We start from the raw sequence: 17342 nt of genomic DNA on the forward strand, positions 1-17342 counted from the left end.
CCGGGGGCGGCCGCTGTTCGCAGTCCGCCTCGTCCGGGTCCCCCGCCGGCCCCCCCCCCCGGCCGCCGGCCCCCGCCCCCCCCCCCCCCCCCCCCCCCCCCCCCCGCCCCCCCCGCCGCCCCCCCCCCCCCCCCCCCCCCCCCCCCCCGCCGCGGCCCCCCCCGGGTCTGGCAATCTTGGACAGTTACCGTCAGCTCCTGACGGAAACTGTCCAAGATTCGCTTCAGCGTGGGATTCGGGGTGAACGTGTCGGACGCGGAACTGACAGTCGCGGTGACCGGGCCGGTGGCGACCGTGGTGATCCACAACCCGGCCCGCCGCAACGCGATGACGGCTGCCATGTGGCGGCAACTCCCCGAGCTGCTCGACCGGCTGGAGCCCGACCCCGACGTACGGGCCCTGGTGCTCACCGGCGCGGGCGACGCCTTCTGCGCCGGCGCCGACCTCGGCGACCTGGCCGAGCTGCTGGACGCCGGCGACACCAGCATCGCGGTGGCCGCCGAGGAGCGGCTGGCCGGCTTCGCCAAGCCGACGATCGCGGCGATCCGGGGTGCCTGCGTCGGCGGAGGCGCGCAGCTCGCGGTCGCCTGCGACCTGCGGATCGCCTCGGATGACGCCCGCTTCGGCGTACCCCCGGCGCGGCTCGGGCTGGTCTACCCGGCGCCGACGACGCGGCGGCTGGCCCGGTTGGTCGGCCCGTCGGCGGCGAAGCACCTGCTGTTCACCGCCGAGCTGATCGACGCCGACCGCGCCCTGCGGATCGGCCTCGTCGACGAGGTGCTGCCGGGCGACCAGCTCGCCGCACGGGTGGACGACCTCACCGCCACGATCGCCCAGCGGTCGCCGCTGAGCGTCGCCGCCGCCAAGGAGATCGTCGACGACCGGGCCGGACCGGCGCGGATCGCCTGGTGGCACCGGAAGGTCGCGGACAGCGGCGAGGCTCGGGAGGGCGTGGCGGCCATGGCGGAGCGCCGGGCACCCCGCTTCGCCTGGCGAGCGCCGACCGACGGCTGAGGAGGTCCTGCGCACCGACCCGGACTGACCGGACAGTAACCGCCACCGCGGTTCCATGCATTGCAAAACCTCGATCCCGGGTGGTGCCGGGTCCGGGTCGTACGGCAGGCTGTCCGTCGTGCAGCGTGATCAGTTGCTTGCGGGCCGCTACCGGCTCCTGGAGCGTCTCGGCAGCGGCGGCATGTCGGCGGTGTACCGGGCGTACGACGAGGTGCTCGAACGGGACGTGGCGGTAAAGGTGCTCGTCGCCTCGGACCCCAACGCTCGGCAGCGGATCCGGGCCGAGGCCAAGGCGGCGGCCCGGTTGTCGCACCCGCACGTCACAAACGTCTACGACTTCGGCGAATCGCCTCTCGACGGTGTCCAGGTGCCGTTCGTGGTGCTGGAACTGCTCAACGGCGACACTCTCGAACGACGGCTGGCCGTCGGGCCGCTGCCACCCCGCGCCGCGCTGCGGGTCTGCGCCGAGGTGGCCTCGGCCATCGCGGCGGCGCACGCCCAGGGCCTGGTGCACCGGGACGTGAAGCCGGGCAACGTGATGCTCACCCCGACCGGCGCGAAGGTGCTCGACTTCGGTATCGCGGCGGCGGCCGGCGACTCCGAGATCGACTTCGACGGCCGGCTGCTCGGCACGCCCGCATACCTCGCCCCGGAGCGACTGGCGGCCGGCGAGGTCCTGCCGGCCTCCGACGTGTACGCGCTCGGCCTGCTCCTGCACCGGACGCTCACCGGTCGGCTGCCGTGGGCCGCCGAGACGCAGACCGGGATGCTCCGCGCCCACGTGCACGTCGAACCGGACCCGCTACCCGAGATCGCCCGGGTGCCCGCGGAGGTCCACCGGCTCTACCACTGGTGTCTGGCCCGCGACCCCGACGACCGGCCCCCGGCGACCGAGGTGGCTCGCATCCTGCTCACGGTCGTCTCCGGGCTGGCCGATGGAACCGCCGCTACCGGGTCGACCGCCGCCGACAGGGCTGTCGCCGCCGGCACGCCCGCTGCCCGCCCGGCCAGGGCTGGTGCGGCCGGGGCAATTCAGGCCGCGGGTGAGGCTGCGGAGGGTGCGGACGCGGAGGTGGGGGGCGACGCGTCGGCCCGGGCGACCGACGGCCCGGACGGGGCTGCTTCCGGCACGCCGCGGCGACGGTCCTGGCGTCGGCAGCGGGTGGCGCTGGCGGTCGGCGGCGCGGTGGTCGCGGCGGTTGCGGTGGCCGGGTCGCTGGGCGACTACAGCACGCGGCGGCACGACGGGACCACCCCGGGGACCGGCGTCGGGACTGGTCACACCACATCGGTGGGGTTGCCGCAGGACGTCGCGCAGCCGGAACCGTCCACTGTGCGCCCACCCGTCGACCCGTCGGCCCGTGGCACATCGGCCGCTTCCCGGACCGGCCCTCCACCCGACCCGGGCACGACCGCGGCCCCGCCCTCCACCGTGCCGACGGGCGCTCCGACGGGCGTGCCGACGGGGGCGCCCACGCCCACCAACTCCCCGGAGGTCACGGTGCGCGCCCAAGGCGGGACGGTCGTCGTGCGCTGCGTCGGGGGATCGGCCGAACTGCTCACGGTGACGCCCGCGTCGGGCTTTCGGGCGGCGCCCTACGACCCCGGCCCGGCGAAGCAGGTCCAGGTCGAGCTGACCTCGGCTGAGCACAGCAGCGAGATCCGTGCGCACTGCGCGAGCGGCCGCCCGAAGCCGAAGGTCAAGGAACGCGGCCTCTGACCGGGGCCGGCGGGTGCCGCGCCGGGGCGTACCCCGACGCGGCCCCCCGTTCCCGCCGGCCGGTCGGTCACCGCCCGGCCAGCGACGCCCAGCCCGGGTTCACCGGCTCCCGGCGCAGCGGCATGCCCGCCTCCGCCGGGGTGCGGTCGCCCTTGCGCTGGTTGCAGCCGTAGCAGGCGGCGGTGGTGTTTCGCCAGGTGTTCCGGCCGCCCCGCGAGCGCGGCAGGATGTGGTCGATGGTCGATGCCGCCCCACCGCAGTACGCGCAGCAGTGCTCGTCGCGGCGCAGCACCCCGGCCCGGGACCAGGCCGGCCCGGAGCTGAACCGCCACCGGGTGACCACGTAGCGGACCAGCCGCACCACCCGGGGCAGCGGGAAGACGCCGATCACCTGGTCCGGCTCGGCCTCATGGATCTCGGCAACCCGACGGCAGAGCATCCGGACGGCGTGCTGAACGGTGACCCGGTGCAACGGGCCGAGGTCGGCGTTGATGACGAGGACGGCGTCCACCGGGACTCCTTTCCAGCAGGTGACGGACAGCGAAGAGCCGCCCGGTCCGGCGTTCGGACGGGGCGGCTCGGCGCGTACGGGTACGCGTCAGTCGGGCCGGCCCGCCCGGGGGCGTTCCGCTCGCCAACCGTCGCCGGGCAGCGTCGACGACGGCACGGTGGTGACGTGCGACATCGTCATGATCGGCTCCCGCGGCGGTGGTTGACCTTGCGCGATCACGGTAGGTCGGCACGGGAGAGTGGGGCAACGTATTTCGATGGGCTGCCCGGCTCCGTGGGACGACCCTGACGCCGGGTCCGGGGAGCGCGCCGGGTCGGGGGAGCGACCCCCGCTGCGCGACGGGCGTTGGCCAGTGGCCGGTCCAACCGCAGGGCCATCCGTGCGGTGAGTTCGCTGTCCAGCAGCGGCCGGTTGACCTCGCCCGCGACAGCCAGCGCGGGGCCGGAGACGGAACGCCAGATGGCGGCCAGCCCGGCGCCCAGACCGAGCAGGGCGACGGTGGCCCGCGTGGTCGGTGAACCGGCCGCGGCGGCGGCGCTCACCCCGACCACCGCGAAGAGCACCACCAGCAGAGGCACCAGCACCGGCCAGAAGATGCCCCGGGCGGCCTGGGCCACCAGCCGTCGGTCCCGGATGATCAGGTTCCGGGCGACCACCGCGTAGTCCTCCTCGTCGAGCAGGTCGCGCGGATGCAGGCCGCCGGTGAGCACGCCGCGCCACAGGTCACCCTGGTTGCGCAGTTCGCGGCTCAGCTCGGCCGGCTCGGGTTCGGCCGGATCGCCCCGGCCGGCCCGTTCCACCGCGACCGCCCAGGCGGCCAGCGAGCGGCGTACCACCGCGGCCGAGTACGGCGGCAGCACGCTGGCCAGCTCGTCCAGCCACCGGCTGAGCTGGATCTGCCGGCCGTCGAAGCGCCGCAGCAGTTGGGCGGCGTCGCCGGGCCGGACCGTGTCGGCCAGGGACCGGCCCAGCCGGTAGGCGAGCCCGACCCGGAGGTTCGTGGCCATCGCCCAGCGCAGCACGTCCACGTTGAGGTCGTCGAGGGCGAGCAGCAGCGGTTCGGTGTCGGCGGTATCAGGCTCTTCCAGGTCGGGCAACCGGTCCAGGTCGGGCAGCCGGGTCCGGGCGGCGGACGTGTCCGGTAGCGGCCCGGTGTGCCGGGTGAGCGCCGAGATCTGAGCCAGCGCGACGTCCACGCCGTCGAGGTACATCCGCATCCGGCGCGGGAGCGACATCTCGGTCAGGTTGGAGAGCTTGGCAGGTGGGTGGGCCGGGACGGTCGGACCGGGTTCGGCGTGCTGCCCGTGGTGGTACGCGTCCGCCATCCACCAGCCCAGCCGCAGCGCGGTGACGACGCAGGCGCGCTCGTCGCGCAGCAGCGGGTACGCGTCGTCCCGGCCGGTCTCCTCGGTCAGCGGAACGCTCTGGGCACCGACGCGGTGCAGTGGTGACATCGCCGCTGCCCTCCCGCCCGGCCGATCGACAGATGATCATTCGAGCGTACGGCAGCGTACCGTCGCTTATGTTGCTTTTTGTCGCTTTGGGGTGGCCCGCCCGGCCAGCAGGCCCCGCGGCCGGATCGAGCGCACCGGCTCGGCCGCGGCGCCCTCCGCGCGCAGGATGTGGTTCGCCGCGATGATCCCGGTGGCCGCGGAGCGTTCCATCAGGGCGCTCGGGAAGTCCGTGGCGATCCCGTCGCCGGCCAGGTAGACGCCCGGCGCCTCGGTGCGCACCCCCGGACGCCAGGCGTGGCTGCCCGGCGTGAACGCCGGCGCCTCCGCCTCCACCCGGGCGCGCAGCTCCCGGACCCGCAGGTCAGCCGCCTCCGGCCAGAGCGCCACCAGCTCGCGGCGCATCCGCTCGGCCAACTCCTCGGCCGGCACATCGGGCTCACAGGCGTACGCGTGCAGCTCGACGACCGAACCGCCGGTCTGCCGTGCCCAGCGGCGCGACTCGTTCTCCAGCCGGTGGTAGAGCGTCACCGAGTCCAGTGTGGGCTGCCGCGACACCCCGCTGAACACGGCCCGGTCGGCCGCCACGTCCCCGTCGCACCAGTACCGCGCCACCGCGTACGGCGGGCCGGGCGTGCCGAAGCGGGGCATCCGCGCTGCCAGCTCCGGTGCCCGCCCGACCAGGTCGGGGGAGGCCGCCACCAGCGTGGCCAGGGCCGGCGGATCCACCGCGAGCACCACATGGGCCGCCGGGTGGCTGCCGCCGTCGGTGGTCGTCACCCGCCAACCCTCGCCGTCGCGGTGCACCCCCGTGGCGCCGGACGCGGTGAGCACCCGACCGCCGTGCTTCTCCACGTGCCTCGTCAGCGGCTGCCAGATCGCCGTCGCATAGTCCTCGTCGGGGCAGTCGAAGGCCAGCCCCTCCGGATTGCCGAGCAGATAGAAGTGGAACTGGGCGACCATCTCGGCCGCCGACATCTCCGCCTCGTGGTTGAAGAACGAGTGCGAGAAGACCTCGAACAGCATCGCCCGCGCCCGGTCCGGCAGTCGCAGCGAGGCCAGCAGCTCGTCGGCGGTGGTGTCGTCCAACTCGGCGTAGGTGCGGACCGGGTCGTAGGTGAGCAGCGGCAACGCCGCGTCCCGGTCCATCGAGCGCAGGTCGGCGAGGCGCAGGCTGGGACTGCGCAGCAGCAGCGCCAGGAGGTTCGCCGGCGGCGCGGGTGGCAGCCTGCCGAACTCCTCGGTCGGCCACTGCGCGCTGAGGATCGGGTAGCCGGGAATGGGCTTGAGGAAGCCCAGGTCACTGTCGATCCGGCGGAGGATGGAACGCCAGTTGTAGTACTGCCGGAAGAACGCGTGGAAGCCGTGCTCGTTCTGCTGGCTGCCGTCGGCGAGCGCCTCCGGCCAGGCGCCCAGTCGACCGCCGAGCGTGGGTGCCGCCTCCAGCACCGTGACCGTCACACCCCGTTCGGCCAGCACCACCGCCGCCGACATGCCGGCGATGCCGCCACCCACCACCAGCGCCGTGGTCGGTCGAGGCACGCGGTCGGCGCCACCGCCGCCCGGGTCCACCTGGTGCTGCCGTACGCCGATCAGCCGACCTACCACTTGCGACAGCGCCATGCGGCCAGTCTGCCCCACCTCTGGCTCAAGGGCCTGGTAAGCAGCGGTGCGGGCGGTCGGAGGCGGGCCAGACGTACTCCAGATCCTCCGGCACGTCGTCACCGAACAGGGGGCGGTAGTGCGCCGGGTCCTTGCGCAGCAGCGACGAGCGGTGGCTCAGGTGCAGGTCGTCGCGGCCCAGCCAGGGCGGCAGCTCACCGGCCTCGGCCAGCTCGTCCTGGGTGCGTACGACGCCGGCCCCGCAGGCGGCGGCGAGGTCGACGGTCATCGTGGTGGCGCAGGTGTCGGCCCGCCCCGGCTCGGTCCAGACCGCGCACATGTCCAACCCGTAGCGGACGAGCGCCTCCTCGTACCCGGCCCACATCTTCACCGCCGGATGGTTGCGCCACCCGTACCCGGGTCGGGTCAGGCCGCGGAGCACCTGGATGGCCTCCACCCGTTGCTTGCCCAGCCGCTTCTGGTCCAGCGTGCGGGCGCTGGCCAGAAAGCCCGGGTACGGGAGGAACGTCTGCATCTCGCTGCTCTACCCGTCGCCGGGGCGGGCATGCCTGGTGCTGGGATGATCCGGACGGGGTCGCCCACCGTGGCCGTGCTGATTACGATCCGGGCATGGCGGAGCCGTGGCGGGACCGGGCGCGACGGGCGGTCGAATGGAACTGGCGGCTGCGGTCCGCCGGTGATCCACGTCCGCACTACGTGATCTGCGGAAAGGACGCGCTCGCCTACTACGTGGCGCGGGCGATGCTCGAATCCGAGCTGCCGGCCGGTGGTGCCCGGGTGACAGTGGTGGTGCCGGAGCGCTACCGCAGCAACGGCCCGGACGTGGCCGGGCTGCGTGGGCTCCGGGTGGTCCGCTCGGACCGGCTGGACGTGGCCACCTTCGCGGCCGCCGGCCTGGCCGGGGCGACCGGGCTGGCCCTGCTGCACCAGGACGACGTGGGCAACCTGCACGCCGCGCTCTGCGCCCAGGCCGTCGACCAGCGGGTCCGTCAGGTGCTGCGGATGTTCAACGGCACCCTCGCCGACGGCGTCCGCAAGCTGCTCAAGGCACCGGTCGAGGTGCTCTCCGACGCCGAGATGGCCGCGCCGGCCTTCGTGGCCGCGGCACTCAACGAGGTCGACCCCAGCTCGTTCCAACATCGGGACAAGACGCTGCGGGTGGCCCGGCGGGCCGACGTCCGAACGCAGGACGTGGTGTGCGCGTTGGCGCACTTCACCGAGGCGCAGGGGGTGGAGCTGCTGCCGGCCGAGCAGGCCGGCGCCGACCTGGTGCTCGCCGAGGCGACCGGTCAGCCACCGGGCACCGAGGTCGCCGCCCGTCGGCTGGTCCGGGCCCGTCGGCGGCGTCGCCCGGTCGCCGTGGTGATGGGCGCGGTACGCGGCTTCGCCACCCGCAAGATCGGCATCGCGGTGATGCTGGTGCTTGCACTGATCGCGGTGCTGGGGGCGCTGATCTCCCGCGCCGAGGACGTCTCCCCGTTGGAGGCGCTGTACCTGACGCTTGTCACCACGCTCAGCGGTGCCGACCCGGACACCACCAAGGCGGCGGACGCGCAGATCATGCAGGTGGTGCTCAACCTGGCCGGGTTGGCGCTGATCCCGCTGATCACCGCCGTCGTGGTGGACGGCATCGTCAACGCCCGGCTGGCCCTGCACACCGGCCGGTTGCAACCCGCCCGGGCCGGGCACGTGGTGGTGATCGGCCTGGGCAACGTGGGCACCCGGGTGATGGCGCAGTTGCGCGAGTACGACGTCGAGGTGGTGGCGATCGACAAGGATCCCGAGCCACGTGGCGCGACCCTGGCCCGCCAGTTGGAGGTGCCGCTGGTCGTCGGCGACGCCGCTCTGCCGGAGACCCTGGCCGCCGCGTCGGTGGCCGACTGCCAGGCGCTGGTGGTGGCGTCCACCGACGACGTGGCCAACCTGGAGGCGGCGCTCGCCGCCCGCGATCTGCGTAACGACCTGCGGGTGGTGCTCCGGCTCTTCGACGGTGACTTCGCCGAGCGGGTGGAGGAGACCTTCGCGCTCGGGGTGTCCCGGTCGGTCTCCTACCTGGCCGCCCCGGCCTTCATCGGGGCGCTGACCGAGCGAGCGGTGATCAGCACCATTCCGGTCGACCGGCACGCGCTGCCGGTCGCCGAGGTGCCGGTCGCCGCCGGCTCCGAGTTGGACGGCCGCCCGCTGGACATGGTCAACCGGGACGGGCAGGTAAGGCTGATCGCCCGCACCCCGGCGGGCGGTGCCAAGACGATCTGGTGGAAGGACCTCGACCCCCGGCAGGTGATCTTCGCGGGTGACCGGCTGACCGTGGTCGCCCGGCGGCGCGGGCTGGACTGGCTGACGCGGCAGTGCGCCCCGCCCGCCCCGGGGAAGGTGGCCATGCCGCACGGCCACCCCGGCGCGGTGCCCCGACCCGTGCCGGCCGCACCCGGCGCCGTCCGGTCCGCCGGCCCGCCGTCCGTCCCCGGCGAGCAGGTCCCGCCGACCGATCAGGGGTCCACTCCGTCGGCCTCCGACGCGGCTCACCCGGTCTCGCCTCCCCGGCCGCCCGCCGTCACCGTCGTGCCGTCGCCGCAGGGCGCCGGCCTCGGGCAGCGGCCGGCGGAGCCGAACGACGACGGCGTGCGGGACGAGCCGGACGCGAGCGCGGCACGCTCCGGCTGACCCTCCGACGACGTGGTCCGCAACCCTCGACCGGTCGGATCGGTGAGCAGGAACCGGCCCGCACTGAGCGACAATCCAGCCATGCGTTTCCGCATCCTGGGGCCGACCCAGGTGGTGCTGGCCGACGGGCGAGAGGTCCCCGTGGGCGGTCCGCGGCTGCGCGTGCTGCTGGCGCTCCTGCTGCTCGACGCGGGCCGGGTGGTCTCCGCCGAGCGGTTGATCGACGGCCTGTACGGCGAGCACCCGCCCCGGGGTGCGGCCAACGCGCTCCAGTCCCAGGTGTCGCGGCTGCGTCAGGCCCTGCCCGCCGAGCACGACCCGGTCGAGTTCCACCAGGCCGGTTACCGCCTCGCCGTAAATCCCGACGACGTCGACGCGTACCGGTTCGAACGGCTCGCCGAGGCGGGGCGGCGCGCGCTCGCCGACGGCGACTCGCCCCGCGCGGCGACTGTGTTGCGCGAGGCGCTGGAGCTGTGGCGTGGCCCGGCCCTGGTCGACGTGGTCGGCGCAGCCGGCGCGTCCGCCCAGGCGGCCCGGCTGGACGAACTGCGGCTGACCGCCATCGAGGATCGGGTCGAGGCGGACCTGGCGTTGGGCGGGCACGCCGCGCTGGTCGCGGAGCTACGGGCACTGGTCGTCGCGCACCCGTTGCGGGAGCGGTCGCGCGGCCAGCTGATGCGTGCCCTGGCCGCCTCGGGTCGGCCGGCGGAGGCGTTGGCCGAGTTCGAGGACGCCCGGCACACGCTGGCCGAGCAGCTCGGCGTCGACCCGTCGGCGGAGCTGGCCGCCGTTCACCTGGCGGTGCTGCGCGGCGACGAACACCCGGCCGGGCGGGGGCCGGCCGAGCCGGCGCTGCCGAGCCAGCTCACCACGTTCGTGGGGCGACAGGAGGAGCTGAAACGCGTCGGTGAGTTGCTGGGCGAGCGCCGGCTGGTCACCGTCACCGGCCCTGGGGGCGCGGGCAAGACCCGCCTGGCGATCGAGGCCGCGGGCCGGCTGGACGGGGAGGTCCGTTTCGTCGAGCTGGCCGGGTTGGCCGACGGTTCGGACGTACCGCAGGCGGTGCTGAGCGCGCTGGGTCTGCGCGACGCGGGCCTGCGCGCCACGGCCGAGCCGAACCGGCAGACCACCGATCGACTGGTCGAGGCGCTCGCCGAGCGGCGACTGTTGCTCGTGCTCGACAACTGCGAGCACGTCATCGCCGACGCGGCCCGGCTGGCCGCCCGGCTGCTCAGCGCGTGCCCGGCGTTGCGCGTCCTGGCCACGAGTCGCGAGCCGCTCGGGTTGCCCGGTGAGGCGCTGTGCCCGCTGACCGGGCTCACCCTGCCGCCACTCGGCGTGTCGGCGATGGACGCCGACGACTACGCGGCGGTCCGCCTCTTCGCCCAGCGGGCCGCCGACGTCGCGCCCGACTTCACCGTCACGCCGGCCAACGTCGAGACGGTGCTGCGGATCTGCCGTGGCCTCGACGGCCTGCCGTTGGCGATCGAGTTGGCCGCCGCGCGGCTGCGGGCGCTGTCCGTCGCCGAGGTGGCCGCCCGTCTCGACGATCGGTTCCGGTTGTTGTCCACCGGTAGCCGGGCCACGTCGCCGCGACACCGCACGCTGCGAGCCGTGGTCGAGTGGAGCTGGGATCTGCTCGACGACGCCGAACGGCGACTGGCTCGACGGCTGACCGTCTTCGCCGGTGGCGCCACGCTGGAGGCGGCCGGCCGGGTCTCCGGCTTGTCCAGCGCCGAATTCGTCGACGCGCTCACCGGCCTGGTCGACAAGTCCTTCGTGGAGATGGCCGGTGACCGATACCGGATGCTCGAGACGGTCCGGGTGTTCTGCGCCGAACGCCTCGCCGAGGCCGGCGAGGCCGACCGGCTGCGTCGCGCGCACACCGCGTACTTCCTGGAGTTCGCCTGGACCGCCAGCGACCACCTCCGGCGTGCGGAACAGCTGCACTGGCTGCGACGGCTCGACGCGGAGCGGGACAACCTGCACGCGGCGCTGCGCCGGGCCACCGCGGCCGGTGACGCGTCCGACGCGGCCGGGCTGGTCGCGGCCCTGTCGTTCTACTGGTGGCTGCGCGGCATGCGCGGGGAAGGGGCGCGGCTGGCCGCCGAGGTCCTCGACCTGCTCGGCACCGAAGCGCCGCCGGGGCTGCGCGAGGAGTTCGCCCTCTGCGTCTACAACGCTTCGCTCGCTGGCTCCGGCCACCTGCCGTCCGTCGGGACGCAGTGGTCCGTGATCCGCAGCCTCGACCGGCCGCCCCGACAGCCGTTCCTGCTGTATCTGTCGGGGATCTCGACCGGACCGCCGGCGGGCGGCGCCGAGCATGTCGACGAGCTGATGGCGGAGCTGCGACTGCTGGTCGGCGCGGACGTCTGGATCAACGCGCTCGGCGCGATGGGCAGCGGCTCAGCGCTGATGTGGAGTGGCCAGTGGGACCGGGCGCGGGCCGCGCTGACCACCGGGCTCGACGGCTTCCGGAGCACCGGGGACCGGTGGGGCACCATGATCACTCACGGCGCGCTCGGTGAGCTCGCCGCCTGGCAGGGCGATCCGGAGACGGCGGGTGCCCACATGGATCAGGCCATGGACCTGGTCGCGGCGCTCGGATCGGCAGTCGACCAGGCCGACATGCTGCGTACCCGGGGCGAGATCAGGCTGCGCGTCGGTAACCTCGCAGCGGCGTACGACGACTTCGCTGGCGCGCTGCTCCTCGCGCAACGCAGCGGCGCGCCCGAGTTCGTGGCCAGCGCCCGCCTCGGCCTCGCCCAGGTGGCCCGACTGCGCGGTGACCTGGCCGAGGCGCGGCGACTCTGCGAGGAGGCGTTGGCCGGCGGGCTCACCGGCTGGTACGTCGGCGAGACCGCCCGTGCGGAGATCATCCTTGCCCTCGAGGAGATCACCGAGGCGGAGAAGGCCGGTGCCCGGCCGTCAGCGGACGGTGCGTGATCTGTCAGCGGCCGACCGCACCGTGGGGGCATGACGACATTCGAAGTGGTCGCCGAGGGTCTGGGCAAGCGGTACGGCCCGACCCGCGCGCTCGACACGTTCGACCTGACCGTGCCGAGCGGCACGGTCCACGGACTGCTGGGGCCGAACGGCGCGGGCAAGACGACTGCCGTACGGATCCTCACCACGCTGCTGCGCTTCGACACGGGACGAGCCACCGTGGCCGGGTACGACGTGCGGCGTCAGCCGGAGGAGGTGCGGGCCCGGATCGGGCTGACCGGGCAGTACGCCGCGGTCGACGAGATCCTCAGCGGCCGGCAGAACCTGGAGTTGTTCGGCCGGCTGTTCCGGCTCGGTCGACGGGAGGCCCGTCGACGCGCCGACGAGCTGCTGGAGCGGTTCGGGCTCGACGAGGCGGCGAACCGGTCCGCCGGTGAGTATTCGGGCGGGATGCGCCGCCGGCTGGACCTCGCCGCCAGCCTGATCCGTACGCCACGGGTGCTCTTCCTCGACGAGCCGACGACCGGGCTGGACCCGCGCAGTCGCAACCAGGTGTGGGACCTCGTCCGTGGTCTCGTCGCGGACGGAACCACGGTGCTGCTCACCACGCAGTACCTGGAGGAGGCCGATCAGCTCGCCAACCGGATCTCGGTGATCGACGCCGGCCGGGTGGTGGCCGAGGGCTCACCGGACGAGCTGAAGTCGATGACCGGTGGTGACCGGATCGAGGTGGTGCTGCGCGACGCCGCCGAGGTGACCCGAGCCGCCCGCATCGTCGCGCCGATCTGCGGCGCGGAGCCGGAACTCGACCCGGAGGTGCGGCGACTCAGCGTCCCGGTGGTCGACCGCGTGTCGGCACTGGTCGACGTGGTGCGTGCCCTGAAAGACGCCGGGATCGCGGTCGAGGACGTCGGCCTGCGGCGCGCGACGTTGGACGAGGCGTTCCTGCACCTGACCGGGCACCGGCCGGACGAGACCCGCGAGCCCGTCGGGGCCGGACGAAAGGCGGACGTGGCATGACGGCGACGGTGGCCGACAGCTGGACGATGACCAGGCGGAACATGCTCCACGTGGTCCGCGCGCCGGAAGAGTTGATCCTCTACTTCTCGCTGCCCATCATGTTCGTGCTGGTCTTCGGGTACGTGTTCGGCAGTGGCATGCAGGTGGCCGGCGGCGGCAACTACCGCGAGTTCCTGCTGCCCGGTGTCTTCGTGATGACGATGCTGTACGGGCTGGGGGCCACCGCGACCGGCGTGGCGCTGGACCTCAGTCGGGGCGTGGTCGACCGGTTCCGGTCGATGCCGATGGCACGGTCCGCCCTGATGACCGGTCGCAGCGCCGCCGACCTGCTGCGGGCCCTGCTGGAGATGTCCACCCTGTTGGTCTGTGGCCTGCTCGTCGGGTGGCAGTGGCGACAGGGTGTCGGCAAGGCGCTGCTCGCCGTCGGGCTCCTGCTGCTGCTGCGAATCGCCATCACCTGGGTCGGGATCTACCTGGCGCTGCTGGTCCGCAACCCGGAAACGGTCGGTGTGATCGTCTTTCCGGCGGCGTTCCCGTTCACCGCGATCTCCAACGTCTTCGTGTCGCCCGAGCTGATGCCGTCGTTCATCGGGACGATCTCGGAGTGGAACCCGCTGTCGGCCACCGTCGCGGCGATCCGCGAACTGTTCGGCAACCCGGGCCTGGGTAGCGACTCCTGGCCGGCGGAGCACGCGATGCTGTTGGCGGTGCTGTGGCCGGTGCTGCTGATCGCGACGTTCGCCCCGCTGGCCGTGCGCCGCTACCAGCGGCTCAGCCGCTGAAACCCACGCGCCGGTGGCCTCTCCGGGTCACCGGCGCGCGAGGCGGAACGCGTACCCGACGACGCCCGCGGCGAGCACGCCGAACCCGGTGAGGACGCTGCTGAGCGGCAGGTTGACCGCGAGCAGCAGGCAACCGACCAACCCCAGGCCGGCGAGCACCTGCACCGGTAGCGTCCGCTCCCGATCCCGGCCCAGCGTGAGCGCCGCCGCGTTGGTGATCGCGTAATAGACGAGCACCGTGCAGCTGGAGAAGCCGATCGCGCCCCGGACGTCACCGAGCAGCACCACCACGATCACCACGGCGGCGACGGCCAGCTCGGCGCGGTGCGGCACCTGGTGCACCGGGTGCACGGCGGCAAGCGCGCCGGGAAGGTCGCGGCGGCGGGCCATCGCGAGGGTGGTCCGACCGACTCCGGCGACGAGGGAAAGCAGCACCCCGACGACGGCGATGGTGGCCCCGGCGCGGACCGCCCAGGCCAGGCCGGGCAGTCCGGCGGCAGTCACCACGTCGACCAGGGGCGCTGCCGAATCGGCCAGCCGGTCGGCGCCGAGCACGCCGAGCGTGACCACGGCCAGCACCAGGTAGATCGCGAGCACCGCGCCGAGTGCCAGCGGCACCGCGCGGGGGATGGTCCGCTGCGGGTCGCGGACCTCCTCGCCGAGCGTGGCGATCCGCGCGTAGCCGGCGAAGGCGAAGAACAGCAGCCCGGCGGCGGTGAGCACACCCCGGGCGGAGCCACCGGGGTCGCCGAGCCGATCCAGGTGCACCGGCCCGCCCGCCACGCCGACGACCGCGACCAGGGTCAGCACCACGAGCACCAGCCCGACGAGGGCCTTCGTGGCGGTGGCCGTCTTGCCGATGCCGCGCAGGTTCACCCCCGTCACCGCGAGCACCGCGAGCACCGCGACCAGCCGCGCCTGCCCCGGCCACAGGTACGCCCCGATGGTCAACGCCATCGCCGCGCAGCTCGCCGTCTTGCCGACCACGAAACCCCAGCCGGCCACGAAGCCGGCCAGCGGGCCGAGGCGTTCCCGGCCGTAGACGTAGGTGCCGCCGGATTCCGGGTAGCGGGCCGCCAGCCGCGCTGAGCTGGTCGCGTTGCAGAAGGCGATGAAGCCGGCGAGCACCAGCGCGGGCAGCAGGCCGGCGCCGCCGGCCGCCGCCGCAGCCGGGCCGAAGACCACGAAGACGCCCGCGCCGAGCATCGAGCCCAACCCGATGACCACCGCATCGGGTACGCCGAGCCGCCGCGCCAGTTGATCCACGAGCCGACCCTAGGGGTACGAGGTGAACTGTCGATCCCAGCCGCGTAACCGGCCGGGGAGTGGGATGTCGTCCCAAGGCACCCGGTGCAGCAGCCGGTCCAGGAAGAGCCCGACCAGCAACGCCGCCACGCCGTCGGTGAGCCAGTGGAAGTTCAGGTATGTCGTGGTGACCAGGAGGATCGCCGGCGGGGCGAATCGGATCAGCCGGTGGACGGTCGGGTGCAGGCGCCCGGCCGTCAATGCGGTCAGTAGCACGGCGATCACCCCGTACCAGACGATCGCGTTGGCGACGTGTCCGGACGGATAGGAGAGGTCGTACTCGGCGGGCGGTAGGTCGTTGAAGATCCGGACCGACTCGGTCGGCGGCAGTTTCGAGCTGGGCGCGGCCCGGTCGGTGAGGACCTTGAGCGGCCCGACCGTCAGGTACAGCAGCACGAATGCCCCCGCCAGCAGCAGCAACGGCCGGACCGTGCGGGACCGCCACGCGACCGCCAGGCCGAGCGCCCCAGCGATCGGCATCAGCAGCCAGCCGCCCTGCCCGAGAAAGTTGAACGCCCGCGCGGTCCAGTAGATCGGCGCCGGGTGATGGGCGTAGGCCCATTCCCGGACGGCGAGGTCCAGACCGAGGAACGCGCCGTTGGCGAGAGCCAGGGTCAACGCGCCGAATCCGATCAGCAGGAGGGCGTCGAACCACCAACCGGCCGGGCGGACGGGCCGTAGCCGCAGGTCACGTCGTACCGCCGTGGGTTTGAGCACGCGACCACGCTACCGGGCCGATGCGAGCCCGGGATGTTTGGCGCTGTGGGCCCAGCCACGATGTGAGGCGGATGCGGGGGGCGACCCGTCATGCTTGTGCCCGTGCGGATCACGTCTGCCCTCGTGGACCCAGCGCTGCTCGACCTGCCCTGGTCGATACCGCTGGAAGAGTGGCCTGCCCAGCACCTGGTGGCCCTGCCCCAGGGCATCTCCCGACACATCGTCCGCTTTGTCCGCCTAGGCGACTACGTCTACGCGTTCAAGGAGACCCGCGAGCGGATCGCCGAGCGGGAGTACGACCTGCTCCGGGCCCTGGAGCGCATCGACTTCCCGTCAGTCGAGGCGGTGGCGGTGGTCGCCGACCGGCAGACCGAGGACGGCGAGCCCCTCGAAGCGGTGCTGATCACCCGGCACCTGCAGTTCTCGCTGCCGTACCGGGCGCTCTTCTCGCACACCCTGCGCCCGGAGACGATGAGCCGGCTGCTCGACGCGCTCGCCGCCCTGATCGTGCGGATGCACCTGACCGGCTTCTTCTGGGGCGACTGCTCGCTGTCCAACACGCTGTTCCGTCGCGACGCGGGCGCCTTCGCCGCCTACCTGGTCGACGCCGAGACGGGCGCCCTGCACACCTCGCTCTCCAACGGGCAGCGCGGCGAGGACCTGGAGATTGCCCGGGTGAACATCTTCGGTGAGGCGCTGGACCTGCAGGCCGCCGGCCTGCTGCACGAGTCCATCGACCCGGAGGTGGTCTGCGAGGAGGTCGTGCAGCGCTACGAGCGGCTCTGGCACGAGATCACCTACGAGCAGGCGGTCGAGCGGGAGGCCCGGCACGACATCGAGGGCCGCATCCGCCGGCTCAACGAGCTGGGCTTCGACGTGGCGGAGGTCGCCATGTCGACAATCGACGACGGGCGCTACCTGGTGCGGCCGAAGGTGGTCGACGCCGGCTACCACACCCGGCGGCTGCTGCGGCTGACCGGTCTCGACGCCGAGGAGAACCAGGCCCGCAAGCTGCTCAACGACCTGGACGCGTACCGGGCGGAGAGCGACCTGACCGACGAGCAGCAGGCGGCGCACCGCTGGCTCACCGAGGTCTTCGAGCCGGTGGTCCGGGCCGTGCCCGCGAACCTGCGCCGCAAGCTGGAGCCGCAGGAGCTGTTCGCCCAGATCATCGAGCACAAGTGGCTGCTCTCCGAGCAGGCCGGCCGGGACGTCGGGATGGCACCCGCCGTGCAGTCGTACCTGGCCGACGTACTGGTGCACCGCCCCGACGAGCAGGCCGTGCTCGGCGTCGACGTCCCCGCCCTGGGCTGACCCGGCCTCCGATTGGCGGCGACCGCCGTGCTTGCCGCCGCCCGCCGCCCGCCGCCCGCCGCCCGTCGTCGCCGCCCGTCGTCGCCGCCCGTCGCCCCCTGGTGCTGTTGCTGTCGTCGCGACCGGAGCCTCGAGTCCGGCACGTCCCGGACGGCCAGCCTTCCGACGGGGATGGAGACGCGTCCTGTCGAGCTGCCCCAGACATGGGGCAGTTACCACCCGAGGTCCTAGCCCCACCTATGGGGCAGCTCGACAGGGTGCGCGGTAGCAAGGGG

General features: G+C 73.6%; 13 protein-coding genes. 7 read left to right on the plus strand and 6 right to left on the minus strand.

All coding sequences use genetic code 11. The features are described 5' to 3' along the window. The first annotated feature begins 240 nt into the window (after positions 1-240). Both ACGGAQ_RS17905 and ACGGAQ_RS17910 read left to right on the plus strand, forming a co-directional pair. Positions 241-1014 carry an enoyl-CoA hydratase/isomerase family protein gene (locus tag ACGGAQ_RS17905; protein ID WP_393050439.1) on the plus strand — a complete coding sequence of 258 codons (774 nt, stop codon included), beginning with the start codon at positions 241-243 and terminating at the stop codon, positions 1012-1014. Positions 1015-1132: 118 nt separating this feature from the next. Next, on the plus strand, positions 1133-2734 hold the full coding sequence (locus ACGGAQ_RS17910) for a protein kinase (RefSeq protein ID WP_393050441.1): 1602 nt from the start codon (positions 1133-1135) through the stop codon (positions 2732-2734). A gap of 67 nt (positions 2735-2801) precedes the next feature. On the opposite strand, the gene ACGGAQ_RS17915 is transcribed toward ACGGAQ_RS17910, so the two are convergent. The 4 genes from ACGGAQ_RS17915 to ACGGAQ_RS17930 form a co-directional block, all read right to left on the minus strand. Beyond that, positions 2802-3245: an HNH endonuclease gene (locus ACGGAQ_RS17915; RefSeq protein WP_363939356.1), complete on the minus strand. Its 444-nt coding sequence runs from the start codon at positions 3243-3245 to the stop codon at positions 2802-2804. Between the two features lie 215 nt (positions 3246-3460). Continuing rightward, positions 3461-4699 (minus strand): hypothetical protein, encoded by a 1239-nt coding sequence (locus tag ACGGAQ_RS17920; RefSeq protein WP_393050443.1) that lies wholly within the window; start codon positions 4697-4699, stop codon positions 3461-3463. A 66-nt stretch (positions 4700-4765) separates the two neighbouring features. Then, complete coding sequence (locus ACGGAQ_RS17925; protein WP_393050446.1) at positions 4766-6319, minus strand: FAD-dependent oxidoreductase; 1554 nt, start codon at positions 6317-6319, stop codon at positions 4766-4768. A 25-nt stretch (positions 6320-6344) separates the two neighbouring features. Continuing rightward, entirely contained in the window at positions 6345-6833 is a 489-nt protein-coding gene (locus ACGGAQ_RS17930; protein WP_393050448.1) for an MSMEG_6728 family protein, read from the minus strand. 95 nt (positions 6834-6928) lie between these two features. On the opposite strand from ACGGAQ_RS17930, the gene ACGGAQ_RS17935 reads away from it, so the two are divergent. The 4 genes from ACGGAQ_RS17935 to ACGGAQ_RS17950 all read left to right on the plus strand — a co-directional run bounded on the left by ACGGAQ_RS17935 (position 6929) and on the right by ACGGAQ_RS17950 (position 13731). Continuing rightward, positions 6929-8983: an NAD-binding protein gene (locus tag ACGGAQ_RS17935; RefSeq protein ID WP_393050451.1), complete on the plus strand. Its 2055-nt coding sequence runs from the start codon at positions 6929-6931 to the stop codon at positions 8981-8983. Between the two features lie 81 nt (positions 8984-9064). Then, the gene (locus ACGGAQ_RS17940) at positions 9065-11929 is read left to right on the plus strand and encodes a BTAD domain-containing putative transcriptional regulator (RefSeq protein WP_393050454.1); all 2865 of its coding nucleotides are present in this window, start codon (positions 9065-9067) and stop codon (positions 11927-11929) included. 30 nt (positions 11930-11959) lie between these two features. Continuing rightward, on the plus strand, positions 11960-12949 hold the full coding sequence (locus ACGGAQ_RS17945; protein ID WP_393050457.1) for an ATP-binding cassette domain-containing protein: 990 nt from the start codon (positions 11960-11962) through the stop codon (positions 12947-12949). Then, complete coding sequence (locus ACGGAQ_RS17950) at positions 12946-13731, plus strand: ABC transporter permease (RefSeq protein ID WP_393050460.1); 786 nt, start codon at positions 12946-12948, stop codon at positions 13729-13731. Before ACGGAQ_RS17945 ends, ACGGAQ_RS17950 begins: the two co-directional genes overlap by 4 nt. 27 nt (positions 13732-13758) lie before the next feature. On the opposite strand, the gene ACGGAQ_RS17955 is transcribed toward ACGGAQ_RS17950, so the two are convergent. Next, a complete protein-coding gene (locus tag ACGGAQ_RS17955; RefSeq protein WP_393050462.1) occupies positions 13759-14997 on the minus strand; it encodes an APC family permease in 1239 nt (412 codons plus the stop codon). Positions 14998-15006: 9 nt separating this feature from the next. After that, the gene (locus tag ACGGAQ_RS17960) at positions 15007-15753 is read right to left on the minus strand and encodes a phosphatase PAP2 family protein (RefSeq protein ID WP_393050465.1); all 747 of its coding nucleotides are present in this window, start codon (positions 15751-15753) and stop codon (positions 15007-15009) included. 90 nt (positions 15754-15843) lie between these two features. Between ACGGAQ_RS17960 and ACGGAQ_RS17965 the strand changes: the two genes are divergently transcribed. Further along, positions 15844-17067, plus strand: a complete 1224-nt coding sequence (locus ACGGAQ_RS17965) for a DUF4032 domain-containing protein (RefSeq protein WP_393050468.1) — start codon at positions 15844-15846, stop codon at positions 17065-17067. Positions 17068-17342 lie beyond the last annotated feature (275 nt).

It is taken from the genome of Micromonospora sp. NPDC047557, from assembly GCF_043205095.1.
Lineage (GTDB): Bacteria > Actinomycetota > Actinomycetes > Mycobacteriales > Micromonosporaceae > Micromonospora.